The following is a 14,922-nucleotide window of genomic DNA, read 5'->3' as shown; positions in this document are numbered from 1 at the left end:
GACGCCGTGCCGCGCGCCCGCTGGGCCGCGGCACGGTTTACGCCAATGTCGTGTGATCGTTGGCGTGATCGACGCTACTCGCTGGCCTCACCGATCGGAGCAGCCGTTCACCCGACCAGGTGGCATATTCAGATGGCTCTTCCGGGACTCCTGTCAGGGGTGTAGCATCCCGCCGCCGTCGGCGCGCGCGTACTCCTTCGCGACGTCCTCGATGCGCTGCCGCGACTGCTCCACGTTCAGTGCCTGGGCCCGCAGATGCTCGTACATCACCGTGTACTTCTGCACGTCCTGCGCCTTCTCCAGGTACAGGTCGCTGGTCACGCCCTCGATGTACACGACGCTGGAGTCGGAGGTGTCGGCGAACTCCAGGATCGAGTACTGACCGTTGATGCCGGGGTGCGCCCCGACGTCGAACGGCAGCACCTGCACGGTGATGTGCGGCAGTTGCGACATCTCGGCGACGTGCTCCAACTGCTCGCGCATCACCTGCCGGTTGCCCACCGTACGGCGCAGGCAGGCCTCGTCGAGGACCACCCACAGCCGCAGCGGGTTGGTGTCGGCGGAGATGCGCTCCTGACGGCGTATGCGGACCTGGACCCGCTTCTCGATGTCGGCGACCGACGTCTCGGGCAGGGCGCCCTGGATGAGCGCCTCCGCGTACGGCCGGGTCTGCAACAGGCCGGTGATGATCTGGGGTTCGTACGTCCGCAGCGACTCCGCGTCGGTCTCCAGACCGATGTAGACGCTGTACGGGATGTCCCCGAACGCGTGCCACCAGCCCTGCTGGCGCGAGTCCTTCGCCATCTGCATGAGGGAGTCGACGATCCGCTGGTCCTCGACCTCGTACACCCCGCACAGGTCGCGGACGTCACGCTGGCTGATGCTGCGCCGGCCGTTCTCCAGGCGGCTGATCTTCGACTGCGAGACCAGCAGCCGCTCGGCCACCTCCTCGGCCGTCATGCCCTTGAGCTCACGGAGCCGGCGCAGCTCCTGGCCCAGCCGGCGCCGCCTGACGGTGGGATTGACATTGGACGCCACGGGACGTGCACCTCCGGCTGCGTGACTCATGCTTGCCACTTTGCGTATCTGCTGCTGAGCAGACTGCCACCAAGGTGCTTTCTACCGCTGGGAAACGGTCTATATGCGCCGCGTACACGCCAGTTCGGAGTGCCACCCGTACACATGGCCGCGCGGGGCGGCGGGCCGTGCCGTCGTCCGGGCGTGCCGGACGTACGGGCGGTCCCGCCGCCCCGCGCGAACCCGCGGCTCCCGTAACCGGGTCTCGGGGACTGGTGGTGCGGCGGTGCGGTACTGCCGAGCGGTGCTGCGGTGCGGTATTCGGTGCGGTGTCGCGGTGCGGTGCGGTCCTGCGGTGCGCTACTGCGGTGGGACGTGGCTCAATGGGCCACCGCACGCGCCATGGACCCGTGGCGCGGTTGCGCCGGAACACCGTGGGCGGGTTCCGGTGCGGGCCTGCCTCCCGGTCCCGCGGCCTGGCGGCCGGCCGGGGCCGGGGCACGGCGTGGCTGGGCCGCCGCGCCGTTCTGGACGTCCATCACCGCGTGCGCCACCAGTCCGCCCATGGGGTCGTGCCTGATGAGGTCCCGCAGCCGGGACCGTGACGAGCGTCCTTCGTTGCCCGGGTAGAGGTGCTTGCCGAGACCGACCGCGTGGGCCAGCGCGGCGAGCGCGGCGGTCCGCGGGTCCGGCGGTACGCCGGTGCGGATCGCCGAGTCCAGCCGGTTCTTGATCTCCCTGCTGATCGCCGTGTCCGTCGCCTGATAGCGAGTCGTCGGCAGCACCCCGCACATCTGGCCCTCCACGGCATGCACCATGCCGCATCGCTCCAGATGCGAGAGGTAGGTCTGGCGCAGCCCCAGGCGGGGCCCGCCAATCCAGTTGACCGCCCGTACGGGAGCGCCACGCCTTCGCAGCAACTCCAACGCGCAGTCCAGTGTTGGATCTCCTGTCGGCCGTGGTGCGACCACGGCGATACGATCCCCGTCTGGGGCTATCCGTCCGGCCAGCGCCAGCTCCACCAGCTGTGCTCCGGCCAGACCGAGGTCGAGCGACTGCGGCTGTGCGGTGGTACCCGTGGTCGGGTCCAACGCCAGCAGCAGAAGCTCCTCCGGAAGTGTTCTGCGGCTCCTGCCCATCCATGCCTCCCCGCGTGGATGACAGACAGGGTGACCCCTCTCACATTGGTCTGTCGAGGGTGCGTGACCGCTTCGTAGTGGAACCAGTAGGTATGTCGTTCTCGTCTACCGCATGGGTTCTACCCGTACACAGGACACTGGTACATGGTTCGGTAGCGCACATACGACGTGCGCGGCGCATGGAGGAGGCATCGGTGGCGGGCGAGTCCCCCGACAGGTCGAAGCAGCGCGAGTCGTCGGAAGAACCGACGTCGGGGAGCGCGGGTCCGGTTCCCGAAGCCCGGGCCGAGGCGAGCGAGACGCCTGATCCGCGGCTGGCGGTGGCACGGGAGGACGCGAAGCCCGCGGCGTCCGCCGGGTCCTCGGAGTCCGCGGCGTCCGCCGGTTCCCGTGGGGGCGTCGATACGGCGACCCGGGTGCTGTCGGTCCCCGAGGCGGAGGCCGAGGACACCGGCCCGCAGAACACCGCCGAGGACGATTCGTCCGAGGCGTCCGAGACGTCCGAGACGTCCGAGGCATCCGGTGCGTCCGACACGGCCGAGGGGCCCGGTTCGTCCGACGCCTCCGACGCCTCCGACACGTCCGACGACGATCGCGCCGAGCCCGCCGCCCCGAGGGACGGCCGGCTGCGGGACGCAGTCGCTGCCTGGGTGGCGACCGCGGACGAGCGGGCCGCCGCGAACTCGCGGCTCGAGGACGCGGAGGGTCCGGGAGACGCGGAGGAGAGCGCCGAGGACACGTCGGACACGGAGGCCGCGGAGGCCCCCGAGCGGGCGGACGGCAGGTCCGACGACCGCGCCGCTGCGGATACGGCTCGTGATGGCGACCCCGAGTCCGACACGGACACGGACACGGACACGGACACAGGCGCCGACACGGACGGTGACGCCGCCGCCGGCGCAGACACCGACGAGCGTCCCGTCGATCAGCCCACCGCCGTCTTCAAGGCCCCGCGGCTCTCCACGCCCGGCGTCGACCAGCCGACGACCACGCTGAAGCTGGGCGACGCCGCGACCGTCCCCGAGAAGGCCCGCGAAAGCTCCGAGACCGAGGCCGAGCGGACCAGCAAGTTCGTCGCGCTCCGGCAACCGGACGACCCGGCGACGCGCAAGCCCCCGCAGTCCTCACAGCCCCCGTCCGGGGCCCCCAAGGCGCCGCAGGCACTCCCGACCGGGGCCACCGCCGCCGTACCGCAGGTCGGGCCCGAGCGGACCCGGCAGCAGCCGCTGCCGCCGAAGCCGCCGCTGGACCTGCTCGCGGAACTGACGAACACCCCGCCGCCCCCGGAGACCCCGCTGCGGACGACGGTGCGCCGGGTCAAGATCTGGACCCCGCTGGTCATCCTGCTGGTGATCGCCTTCGGCGTCGTGCAGTCCATGCGCTCGCTGCCCACGCCGACCCTCGACCTCACGGCGCAGGACAGTTTCACCTTCGAGGGCGGCAAGCCCGGGATTCCGTGGCCGTCCAGCGGGCAGGCCGCGCTCGACGTGCAGGGCATCGGCACGTTCGGCTCGTCCGGCGACCAGAAGCCGGTGCCGATCGCGAGTGTCGCCAAGGTCATGACGGCGTACGTCGTCCTGCGCGACCACCCGCTCGAGAGCGGCGCCGCCGGGCCGAAGATCGCGATCGACCAGGCCGCCGAGGACCAGTCGCAGGCGGGCCAGGAGTCGACCGTGAACGTCTACGAGGGCGACTCGATCTCCCAGCGCGAGGCGCTGGAGGCCATCCTGATCGCGTCCGCGAACAATGTGGCGCGGCTGCTCGCCCGCTGGGACGCGGGGTCGGAGAAGGCGTTCGTGGGGAAGATGAACGCCGCCGCGAAGGACCTCGGCATGACGAACACGACGTACACCGACCCGTCGGGCCTGAACGACACGACGGTGAGCACGGCCGTGGACCAGGTGAAGCTGGCCAAGGAGGCGATGAAGTCGCCCGCGTTCCGCGAGGTCGCCGCGAAGATGTCGTACGACGACTACAAGGGCGTCAACCACTCCAACTGGAACCAGCTCGTCGGCCACAACGACGTCGTCGGCATCAAGACCGGCACCACCACCTCCGCGCTCGGCAACCTCCTCTTCGCGGCGAAGAAGGAGATCGGCGGCGAGACCCGGACCATCGTCGGTGCCGTGGTGCGCCAGCCCGCGGGCGGCAAGGACAACACCATCCTCGGTGCCGCGCTGGCCTCCAGCGACAAGCTGATCCGGGCCGCGCAGGACACGCTGGAGTCGCGGACGATCCTGAAGAAGGGGAGCGTCGTCGGCTACGTCGACGACGGCCTCGGCGGCCGGACGCCGGTCGTCGCCACGCAGGACGTCAAGGCCGTCGGCTGGCCCGGCCTGACCGTGAAGCTGACGTTCAAGGCGGACGAGGTGCCGCACACGGCCGCGGCCGGTACGAAGGTCGGAACGCTCGCGGTCGGCGACGGTGGTGCCGCCGGCGCGGTGCAGGTGCCGGTCGCCCTCCAGGAGGAGCTCCTGGAGCCCGCCCTCACGGACAAGCTGACCCGCCTGGGCTGACACCCCTGCGCACGCCCCCGCGGCCGCCCGGTCGCGGGGGCGTTCGCGTCCCGGGAGGCCGGGGGGAGGCCCCGGAGGGCCGTGGAGGGCCGGGAGGGGGAGGAAGCCACGGTGCGGGGGTGCGTGCTAGCGTCACGAAACGGGGCAGGTCGCCGGTCGCGGGAACGGGACACGGTCGTAAGCAGAAGACGGGACACGGGGAGTGCCTTCAGGTGGCCACTGCGGAGCCGACACGCGCCGACGACGCCGATCCGGGCCGGGAAGCCGGCCCGCGACCACACGTACCCGCGCCCCGCAAGGACGGCGGGACAGGCGGGAAGAACGGCGAGAGCGGCGGAACCGGTCATGGCCCGGCGGACGACGGCCGTGAGCCCGACCGCACCGCACCCGACGGCACCGCACCCGACCGCGGCGAACCCGCCGAGCCGGAAGCGCCGTCCGCGATGAAGGCCGCCTTCCTGGCCCTGCGCGAGCGCATGCTGCGCCACCCCGTACTGTCCGTGACCGCTCTGGCCGGCGTCCTCCACATCGTCTGGTTCTTCACGTTCGCGAACAGCGGCGGCGACCTCGCGGCGCAGGACGCGTGGGCGGAGTTCGTCGGCCGGCACCCTGACTCGGCGTACAACCTCGCCTGGTACGGCGGCACGCACCCGGTGTCGTACAGCGTGGTCTCGCCGTATCTGATGTCGGTGCTCGGCGTGCGTACGACGATGATGATCGCGGGGACGCTGTCGGCCGGGCTGCTGACGATGATCCTGATCCGCAGCCGGGTGGTCCGCAACCCGCTGTGGGCGTCGCTGGCGGGCCTGTTCGGGCTGCTGGGCAACGCGGCGTCGGGGCGGGTGACGTACGGGCTGGGCATGATGTTCGGTCTGGGCGCGGTCGCCGCGGTGTTCTGCTGGCCGTACCGCTGGCGGTACGAACGCTGGGCCAAGGGGCTGTGCGCGGCGCCGCTGGCCGCGCTGGCCACCATGTCCTCGCCGGTCGCGGGCCTGTTCGTGGGGCTGGTCGCGGTGGCCCTGTTCCTGCAGAAGCGCCGCCCGGGCGCCTGGTCGCTGGGGCTGGCCCCGGCCGCCGTCGTCGCGCTGTCGACCTGGCTGTTCCCCTTCTCCGGCACCCAGCCGATGGCCTTCGGCTCGGCGGTCCTGCCGATGCTGTACGCGGGCCTGGTGTACGTGTTCGTGCCGCGTGCCTGGACGACCGTACGGATCACGTCGGCGGTCTACGGCCTGTCCGTGCTGCTGGTCTGGTTGATCAGCTCGCAGATCGGTTCCAACATCACCCGCCTCTCGATGCTCTTCGCCGGGGCGGCGCTGGTGGCCGCGCTGCCGTTCACGGTGGAGCGGACGCGCAAGTGGTACGCGCTCGTCTTCTCGATCGTCGGCTTCGTCGGCTGGATCGGCTTCAAGTCGGCCGACGACGTCATCCACACCCAGCCGACCGCCTCATGGACGCGCGAGCTGGCACCGCTCCTCAACGAGTTGCAGGAGGTCGGCGCGGAGAAGGGCCGGGTTGAGGTCGTGCCCGCCCGTTCGCACCGGGAGGCCTCGGCGCTCGCGCCGTACGTGAACCTGGCCCGCGGCTGGCTCCGCCAGGCCGACATGGAGCGCAACCCGCTCTTCTACGACGACACGCTCAACTCGGCGAACTACCACGAGTGGCTGAAGCGCTGGGCCGTGCACTACGTGGTGCTGCCCAAGGGCGAGCCGGACGGCGACGGCGGCAAGCGCGAGCGGGAGCTGGTGCAGCGGGGGCTGCCGTATCTGAAGCAGGTCTGGGGAGACGCCAACTGGCAGCTCTTCGAGGTGACCAACCCGACGCCGCTGGCGGAGCCCGACGCGGTCGTCCAGCGGGCCGACCAGGGCGAGTGGATCATCGACGTGCGGCAGCCCGGCCGGGTGCTGGTCCGGATGCCGTACTCGCCGTGGCTGAGCATCGTCGACGCCGAGGGCAACAAGCTCCAGGCTCCCCAGGAGACCGAGGCCTCCAAGAACAGTCCTGAGGACACGCCGAAGACGTACGACAACGTCAACGGCTGCCTGATGGAGACGGAGGAGACCGCCGAGGGCGACAAGTGGACGTGGCTGATCGCGCCCGAGGCGGGCACGTACCGGCTGGCGTCACCGTACGGACTGCCGCGGGGTACGCAGTGCCCCGACGAGCTGAAGTAGATCCCGGGTCCGTCCGGGTCCGGGTCCGGGTTCGGGTCCGGACCCGGCTCGGAGCACCCTGAGAGCGTTCATGTAGGTGAACCGAGGTCAGTTAGTCGAACAATTTTACTGCCCCTTTACCCTCCCCTTCCTTGTCGTGCCCGCGTCGGCGCAACCACGATGAGCGGGCACTTCGCGGCCTGCATCGCCCCGACCCCGCTCGTGCGAAGTGCCAGCCAGTTGAGCGGAGTTCACAAGGCGGACCCCGGAAGGGGGCACATGAACGGTCTCGACTGGTCCGTGCTCATCGGCTACTTCGCCGTCATGGTGGCGATCGGTGTCTGGTCGCACAAACGCGTCGACGACGTCAGCGACTTCTTCACAGCCGGCGGCAAGATGCCCTGGTGGCTGTCCGGCATCTCGCACCACATGTCGGGCTACAGCGCGGTGATGTTCACCGGGTACGCGGGCATCGCCTACACCTACGGCGTCACGTCCTTCGTGACCTGGTCGTTCCCCATCGCGCTCGGCATCGGCATCGGCTCCAAGCTGTTCGCGCCGCGCATCAACAGACTGCGCTCACGGCTGCACGTGGCCTCGCCCCTGGAATACCTGAAGAACCGGTACAACCTGCCCACCCAACAGGCCCTGGCCTGGTCCGGCATGCTGCTGAAGATCGTGGACGTGGCCGCGAAGTGGGCGGCCATCGCCACGCTCCTGTCGGTCTTCACCGGCATCTCGATCAACGAGGGCATCCTGATCACCGGCGTCGTCACGGGCATCTACTGCACGATCGGCGGCCTGTGGGCGGACGCGCTGACCGAGCTGGGGCAGTTCATCATCCAGCTGCTGGCCGGTATCGCCATGTTCGCCGCGGTGGTCGTCGAGCTCGACGACCACGGCGGGTTCTTCGGCGTCTGGGACGAGCCCGAGCTGCAGGGCCACGGCGATCCCCTGGTCGGCCCGTACGGCACGGTGTTCCTGCTCGCCTACCTCTTCATCAAGCTCTTCGAGTACAACGGCGGCATGCTCAACCAGGCCCAGCGCTACATGGCCACGCCCAACCCCCGCGAGGCCGAACGCTCGGCGCGGCTGTCGGCGATCCTGTGGCTGGTCTGGCCGCTGGTGCTGTTCTTCCCGATGTGGATGTCGCCGCTGCTGGTCGAGTCGCAGAAGCCGGACGGTTCCGACTCCTACGCCCTGATGACCGAGCAGCTGCTGCCGCACGGCCTGCTGGGTCTCGTCATCGTCGGCTTCTTCTCGCACACCATGGCCATGTGCTCCTCGGACGCCAACGCGATCGCGGCCGTGTTCACCCGTGACGTGGCGCCGGTGCTCTCGGTGCGGGCACGCTCCTGGGGCCGGCGGTCCGGGCTGCTGGCGGCGCGGCTGACGACGGTGATCTTCCTCGCCCTGTCGATGGCGGTGGCGACGCAGGTCGACTCGCCGACGTTCAAGGACATCATCACCGTCGTCATCAAGTGGGTCGCCGGCCTGATGGGTCCGATCGCGATCCCGATGATGCTCGGCCTGCTCCGGCCCTTCCGCCGCTCGGGTCCGACGGCGGCGCTCACCAGCTGGGCGCTGGGCCTGCTCGCCTTCTGGCTGGTCAACTACCCGATCAACTGGAGCGTGGAGGGCGGGGTGCCGCTGGAGTACCAGGTGTCGATCCCGCTGGCCGTGTCGCTGGTCCTGTACGTCGTGATCGGCTTCCTGAAGCCGGAGGACACCCCGGAACGGCTCGCGATCATCGAGCGGCTCAACACCGACGATGACGACGACGCCTCCGGCGCGGCGGCCGCGATCCCGACCCCGGCGGGCGGTGTGGAGGACGCGCTGGGAACGGCGCGGACGAAGGACTGAACCACCCACGACCAGCACGCTGCCCCGCTCCCCCGGTGTCCTAGGGGGCGAACGCGGAGAGTACGGTGCCGTCCTCGAAGGTGACGAAGACGGCACCGCCGTGGACCAGCGTGCTGGTCGGGCCCTCACCGGCCGAGGACCAGCCGCTGAAGGTGTCGCGGTACGCGCCGACGCCCAGCCCGTCGGCGAGGAGCGCCGTGCCGACGCCCTCCTGGTCGGCCACGAGCAGCTGGTCCCCGGCGATCCGCAGGGTCCCCCTCCCCGGCCAGGGCCGCGTCCACCGCACCCGGCCCGTGGTGACGTCGCGGGCGACGAGTTCCGCCTGCTCGGCGTCCGGGGCGCCCTCCCTGCTGGACAGGAGTACGCCGGTGCGGCTCAGCGCCATGATGCGCTCGCCCCGGTGGTCGCCCTCCGCCTTCTCCAGCGTTGTGCCGTCGCGGACTCCGGACGGGCAGGACAGGTGGGCGGCGCCGCGCGCCACCGGCTCGCAGCGCTCGGCCGCTTCGGCGAGCGTCCTGCCTCCCTCGGTGTCGAGAGCGAGGGTCTCGCCCCGGCCGTGGAGGTGAAGGGAGTCGCCCATGACCTCCAGGGAGCCGGGTTCGGCCGAGTCGAGCCTCCGCTCCCACAGCCGCTCGCGCTTCCCCGTGGCCGAGAAGGCACCGACCAGCGCGCCGCCCTTGCCACCGCTCTCCCGGTAGGCGACGAACAGCCGGCCCCCGTGCGTGCGGGCCTTGACGGGCGAATACCCCTTCCTGGCGCCCACGGTGGCCACGGGCTCGCCGTCCCGCAGGCGCAGTACGGTGATGCCGTCCTCGTCCGCCGACGGAACGTAGGCGTACGTACCGTCCACGCCCGGCTCCGCCGTGCCTGTCCCGGCCGTCGCCCGGTCGTTCCCGGACGGGTGGCGCCACAGCGGGCCGCCGTCGCGCGCGTTCCGCGCCTCCAGCGAGATCCGGCCCGAGTCCTGGTGCAGTCTGCACACCAGGATGGTGCCGCCGAGCACACAGCCGCGCGGCTCGCCCTCGCCCTCGAACGAGGCGTTCCACGGGGACCAGTCGGCCGGCAGCTTGCTCCGGTCCATCGCGTCGGGCCCGAAGTCGCTCATGTCGCTGCTGACGAAGACCGTCGACGGCGCGGTGGAGGGAGTGACCGCCCCCGCCGCTCCGCCCCCGCCGCCCCCGCCGCCGCCGGTGCCCGTGTCGTCGTCGCCGAGCGTGGCCGCCAGGACGGCCGTGACCACGCCGACCGCGAGGCCCGCGGTGGCCCCCGCCGCCCAGCGCCGACGGGTGCCGCGGCGCGAGCGGGACGGCGCGTGCGCGACGAGCGGGGTGTCCCGCCCCGGGGCGTGCGGCGAAGAACCGGCAGGGGCGGGCTGCGAAGAGGCGGCCGGGCCGGGCTGCGAGGCAGCGGCCGGGCCGGGCGCGTGCCGGGGCGCGGGGGGCGCCAGCAGAGCCCTGCCGACCGTGGTCTCGTACTCGCCGATCACCCGGGCGATCCCGGCCGGCCACGGGAAGGCGTCGGCCCGCGGTCCGGGGGCGACGCCCGGCCGGGCGTTCGCGGCGGTCGGGTCCAGGCCGTGGACGAGCCGCGTGGTCGTCGGCCGCCGGGCCGGGTCCGGGTCGAGGCACGCGGCGATCAGCTCGCGCAGTTCACCGGGTACCCGAGACAGGTCGGGTCGGCCCCGCGCGATGCGGTGGACGATCGCGGCCAGTTCGTCGTCGTGGAAGGGGCCTTGGCCGGTCGCGGCGTAGCAGAGGACCGCGCCGAGACAGAACACGTCCGACGCGGCGGTGACCGACCGGTCGCCCGCGACGTGTTCGGGCGACATGAAGCCGGGAGAGCCGACCATGATGCCCGTCGCGGTGAGCGCCGTCGCGTCGTAGGCCTGCGCGATGCCGAAGTCGATGAGACGGGGCCCGCCGGTGCCCAGGACGACGTTCGCCGGTTTCAGGTCGCGGTGGACGAGCCGCGCGCCGTGCACGGCGGCCAGTCCGCGGGCCAGGTCGGCGCCGAGTTCCCGGACCACGGGCACGGGCAGCGCGCCCGCGCGGGACACCGCCTCGTCGAGCGGGGGTCCGACGACGTACTCGGTGGCCAGCCAGGGCCGTTCGGCGTCCGGGTCGGCGGCGACGAGCGCGGAGACGTACGGGCTGCGGACGGCGCCCGCGGCCTGTGCCTCCCGGCGGAAACGCAGCCTGAAGTCGGGCTGGAGTTCCAGGTCCCGGCGGACCGTCTTCAGCGCGACGAGGTCCTCGGGGCCGCCGTCCGGCGGGAGCGCGAGGTGGACGGTGCCCATCCCGCCGGAGCCCAGAGTGCCGAGCAGGCGGTAGGAACCGATGCCGTACGGGGCGTGGGCGTCGAGCGGGCGCAGCACGTCGGGTACTCCAGTTCGGACGGATGCGGTGGGTCAGGCCGGCGGGAGTGCGAGGGAGCGTACGGTGCCGTCGTGGTAGGCGAGGTACAGCACCCCGCCGAGTGAGATCAGGCTCGGCCCCCACGCCGCCATGCCGATGTCCGAGTCCTGGAACCGGACGTCGTTTCCAGGGGAGTCCTCGACCCAGTACCGCCCGCCGTCCTCGCCGTCTCCGCCGTCCACCGGCAGGGTGTAGAGGTACTCGTTGTCCGCGACCACCGCCGTCCTGCCGACGATCACGGAGGACGAGGTGAGCGCTTCGGCCGGCTGGGGTGCGCCGCCCACCGTGCGGACGAGGGCCTCCCCCTCCTTCTGGAGGACGACGCGGTTCGGGTCGTCGGCCGGTTCGAGCCGGTAGGCGGTGCCGTCCAGGAAGGCCAGGGAGGAGGCGCCGCTGTACTCGGCGCCCGGCCAGTCGCCGAAGGGGGCGGGGGCGGGGTCGCCCACGGGTGCGTACTTCTCCGTGTCCAGCACCACGGTCCTTGGGCCGGAACCGCAGAACACCTTGTCCGCGACCACCCGGATGTTCTCGCACTCACCTCCTTCTTCGACAGCGGCGTGGGTGGCCGCGCCGGTCCGGGCGTCGAAGCCCGTCAGTCCGCTGTCGGTGGTGGCGAGGACCCTGCCTTCCGCGAAGTCGAGTGCCATGGAGTGGGAGCCGGCCGATCCGGTCCCCGTGCGGTTGGACAGGGTCTTGTGCCACAGCGGTTCACCGGTCTCCGCGTCGAGGGCGTGCACGACGACCCCGTCCTTGTCGTGTGCGGTGAGGAACACGGCGCCCCCGCCCGTCAGCAGGGGTGCCCTGTTGGCGAGTTCACCCACCGGCAGGCTCCGCTCCCACCGGGCCTCGCCGTCGGAGACGGATCTTCCGCGCACCTTGCCGCTCGCGTAGGAGATCACCAGGTCACCGTGGATGAGTGGCCGCTTGGCGCCGCCGGGGAGCCAGATGCCGTTCATCGGGGTCTCGGCCGCCTTCTGCCCCGGGGCGGTGGACGGCACCGCCCAGCGCTGCTTGCCGTCGGCCGCGCCCACCGCGACCATGCCGCCGTCCGCCGTGCGGCAGACCAGGATCTCGGGGTTCAGCGCACAGTATCTGGGACGGCCGGGCAACTGCGTGGTCCACGGCTGCCACCCGGCGGGGCGGGCGGACGGGTCGGCCGGGAAGTGCCGGGTGCCGTCGACTCCGCCCTCGTAGAGGCCGGAGGGCTTCTCCGCCACCTCCTCCGCCGTCACCGAGGCGGTGGGCGATGCGGTGCCGCCCGCGGCCTCCGTGCCGCCCGGCTTCCCGGAGTCCTGCATCGCGCGCAGCCCGAACGCCCCGAGCACCCCCACCGCCGCGGCCGCGGCGATCACCGCCACGATCCTGCGGCGGGACAGGCCCGTCGGGCGCGACGGCGGTGGAGCGGGCCCCGGAGCCGGGGGTGGGCCGGTGACGGTCTCCGCGCTGTGGACGGGTGAGGCGCCCGGCATCGTGGGGGCGCGACCGGGCACCGGTCCGGCCTGCGCCACGACGCGTGCGAGCTCGTCCTCGTACCGGTCCACCAGGGCCCGCACCGCGGCGGGCCAGGCGGTGGTGCCGTTCTCCGCCGCCCCCGCGGCCTTTGCCGCCGCCTTGAAACGGGTCTCCAGCTCGACGGCGTCGGGCCGCGCGGCCGGGTCGAGGCTCAGGCAGTCCGCGATCAGCTCGCGCACCGGTCCCGGCACCGCGCCGAGGTCCGCGTCGGCCTGTGAGATCCGGTAGAGCACGGCGGCCACGGGGCCGTTCCCGAAGGGGGCCGCGCCCGTCGCCGCGTAGCACAGCACGGCGGCCAGGCAGAAGACGTCCGAGGCGGCGACGATGTGGCGGCCGCCCAGTACGTGCTCGGGCGACATGTAGCCGGGCGAGCCGACCATCGCGCCCGTGGCGGTCATCGTGCTCGCGCCGAAGTCGCGGGCGATGCCGAAGTCGATGACCCGGGGTCCGTCAGCGCCGAGCAGCACGTTCGCCGGTTTCAGGTCGCGGTGCCGCACACGGGCGTGGTGGATGCCGCGCAGTGCGCGGGCCAGCCCCAGGCCCAGGTGGAGCACCGTCTCGACGGGAAGCGGGCCGGTCTCCCGCACCGCGCGGTCCAGGGTCGGGCCCGCCACGTACTCGGTGGCCATCCAGGGTCCGGCCGCCTCCGCGTCACCGGACAGCAACCGGGCGGTGAAGCGCCCCTGGACCGTCAGTGCCGTCGCCATCTCCTGGCGGAAGCGGTCGCGGAAGGCCGGGTCGCCGCTCAGGTCGGCGCGGATGGTCTTGACGGCCGCGAGCTCGGGCCGGGCACCGGCGGGGGCGGGACGTACGTCCGCCCCCAGGTACACCTCGCCCATGCCGCCTGCACCGAGCCGGGCGAGGATCCGGTACGGCCCCACCTGTCTCGGGTCTCCCTCGCCCAGTCCACCCAGCATGGCGGTCGCGCCCCCTCTCGTCCTGCGGAACGCACGGCGCCGCAGCGTGCGTCCAGGGGCGAACGGCCCTCCGCAGTCCCCTTGTTGACCTTGGTCCGGCGCCTCACCCTTACATTCGCGCGTACGACCCGTCCACAGGCCCCCACACAATCGGGACGGCCTCACGACGGCCGTGTGACGTTCGCTCGCTCGCGGGGTGCCGTTTGCCCGGGCTGCCCGCGTGAAGCCGCCGCCGCCCCCTAGCCTCGCGGGTAGCGCGCCAGCCATCCCGGGGACGATCCCGCCGGGCCGTGCAGTGCGGGGCCCTGGGTCATCTCCATGGCGAAGTCGTCGGCCAGTTCCAGAAGCGTCGGGCGGCCCTCCAGCTCGGCCAGCCAGGCCGGGGGGAGGGCGGTCTCGCCGTGCAGGGCGCCGAGCAGGCCGCCGGTCAGCGCCCCGGTCGCGGCGGAGGGACCGCCGTGGTTGACGGCGAGCCGCAGCCCGTGCCGTACGTCCTCGGCGACGAGGGCGCAGTACACGGCGGCGCCGACCAGTCCGTCCGCCGCTCCCGCGCCGATCAGCTCGGTCACCCGTGCCGGGCTCGGCAGCCCCTGCCGTACCGCGCCCAGCGCGTGTTGCAGGGCGTCCGCCACAGGCTGGTGCCCCGGACGGGCGGCGAGCAGGGCGAGTGCGTGCTGCACGGCACCGTCCAGGCTCTCTCCCCGCGCCAGCCCGTGCACGATCACGGCGTACGCGCCCGCCGACAGGTAGCCGGTGGGGTGGCCGTGGGTCTGCGCCGCGCACTCCACGGCGAGCTGGGCGACCAGTTGCGGCTCCCAGCCGACCAGGAGCCCGAACGGCGCCGACCGGGCGGCGGCCTCGGGCCCGCGCTCACCGGGGTTCTTCGGCGCCTCCGGTGTACCCATCGTCTCGTCACCCAGCCCGAGCAGCAGCGCGCGCGTGGCGTCCCGGCGGGCGTACAGCCACTCCTCCCGCGCCAGCCAGCCGTCGTCCTTGCGCCGCAGGTCGGGCCCCCAGTCGCGCTGGGTGGCGGCCCAGCGCCGGTACGCCCGGTGCAGGTCGGTCGGCGGGTGCCAGGCGCCGGTGTCCCGCCGTACCTGCGCGCGGATCAGCCCGTCGACGGAGAACAGGGTGAGCTGCGTGAGGTGGGTGACGGCACCGCGCCGGCCGTGGGCGGGCGCCAGGTCGGTGAGCCCTTCCGCGCCGTGTGCCTCGCGGATGCCGTCGAGGTCCAGCCCTTCGACGGGCGTGCCGAGGGCGTCCCCGACGGCCACTCCGAGGAGCGTCCCGCGTACCCGGCTGCGGAAGTCCTGCTGCTCGGCACGCCCCCAGACGGCACCGGCTGTCGCGCCCACCTGGACCTCCCCTCGGCACCGCGCGTACGTACGACGCCC

General features: G+C 72.5%; 8 protein-coding genes. 3 read left to right on the top strand and 5 right to left on the bottom strand.

Going from position 1 to position 14,922, the window contains the following annotated elements; translation table 11 throughout:
* Positions 1 to 153: 153 nt before the first annotated feature.
* Positions 154 to 1,038 (bottom strand): helix-turn-helix transcriptional regulator, encoded by an 885-nt coding sequence (locus ACH4NX_RS16410; protein ID WP_351389098.1) that lies wholly within the window; start codon positions 1,036 to 1,038, stop codon positions 154 to 156.
* A 359-nt stretch (positions 1,039 to 1,397) separates the two neighbouring features.
* The gene (locus tag ACH4NX_RS16405) at positions 1,398 to 2,156 is read right to left on the bottom strand and encodes a GPP34 family phosphoprotein (protein WP_351389101.1); all 759 of its coding nucleotides are present in this window, start codon (positions 2,154 to 2,156) and stop codon (positions 1,398 to 1,400) included.
* A 179-nt stretch (positions 2,157 to 2,335) separates the two neighbouring features.
* Between ACH4NX_RS16405 and ACH4NX_RS16400 the strand changes: the two genes are divergently transcribed.
* The 3 genes from ACH4NX_RS16400 (at position 2,336) to ACH4NX_RS16390 (ending at position 8,685) form a co-directional block, all read left to right on the top strand.
* A complete protein-coding gene (locus tag ACH4NX_RS16400; RefSeq protein ID WP_398153360.1) occupies positions 2,336 to 4,672 on the top strand; it encodes a D-alanyl-D-alanine carboxypeptidase in 2,337 nt (778 codons plus the stop codon).
* A 212-nt stretch (positions 4,673 to 4,884) separates the two neighbouring features.
* Positions 4,885 to 6,843, top strand: a complete 1,959-nt coding sequence (locus ACH4NX_RS16395; RefSeq protein ID WP_398127584.1) for an MFS transporter — start codon at positions 4,885 to 4,887, stop codon at positions 6,841 to 6,843.
* A gap of 258 nt (positions 6,844 to 7,101) precedes the next feature.
* Entirely contained in the window at positions 7,102 to 8,685 is a 1,584-nt protein-coding gene (locus tag ACH4NX_RS16390) for a sodium:solute symporter family protein (RefSeq protein ID WP_351389109.1), read from the top strand.
* A 40-nt stretch (positions 8,686 to 8,725) separates the two neighbouring features.
* On the opposite strand, the gene ACH4NX_RS16385 is transcribed toward ACH4NX_RS16390, so the two are convergent.
* From ACH4NX_RS16385 to ACH4NX_RS16375, 3 genes are all read right to left on the bottom strand, one after another.
* Positions 8,726 to 11,059, bottom strand: coding sequence for a protein kinase (locus ACH4NX_RS16385; RefSeq protein WP_398127583.1), 2,334 nt, complete (start codon positions 11,057 to 11,059; stop codon positions 8,726 to 8,728).
* A gap of 33 nt (positions 11,060 to 11,092) precedes the next feature.
* Positions 11,093 to 13,528, bottom strand: coding sequence for a protein kinase (locus ACH4NX_RS16380; RefSeq protein WP_398127582.1), 2,436 nt, complete (start codon positions 13,526 to 13,528; stop codon positions 11,093 to 11,095).
* A 239-nt stretch (positions 13,529 to 13,767) separates the two neighbouring features.
* Positions 13,768 to 14,883, bottom strand: a complete 1,116-nt coding sequence (locus ACH4NX_RS16375; protein WP_398127581.1) for an ADP-ribosylglycohydrolase family protein — start codon at positions 14,881 to 14,883, stop codon at positions 13,768 to 13,770.
* Positions 14,884 to 14,922 lie beyond the last annotated feature (39 nt).

The organism is Streptomyces sp. NPDC017225 (assembly GCF_044331465.1).
Classification (GTDB): domain Bacteria; phylum Actinomycetota; class Actinomycetes; order Streptomycetales; family Streptomycetaceae; genus Streptomyces.
This window is presented reverse-complemented; position numbering and strand designations above follow the sequence as displayed.

What these genes read in the sequence shown, in the direction of transcription:
- ACH4NX_RS16405 (WP_351389101.1), bottom strand. Translation starts at nt 2,156, where the DNA reads ATGGGCAGGAGCCGCAGAACACTTCCGGAGGAGCTTCTGCTGCTGGCG.
- ACH4NX_RS16400 (WP_398153360.1), top strand. Translation starts at nt 2,336, where the DNA reads ATGGAGGAGGCATCGGTGGCGGGCGAGTCCCCCGACAGGTCGAAGCAG.
- ACH4NX_RS16390 (WP_351389109.1), top strand. Translation starts at nt 7,102, where the DNA reads ATGAACGGTCTCGACTGGTCCGTGCTCATCGGCTACTTCGCCGTCATG.
- ACH4NX_RS16380 (WP_398127582.1), bottom strand. Translation starts at nt 13,528, where the DNA reads ATGCTGGGTGGACTGGGCGAGGGAGACCCGAGACAGGTGGGGCCGTAC.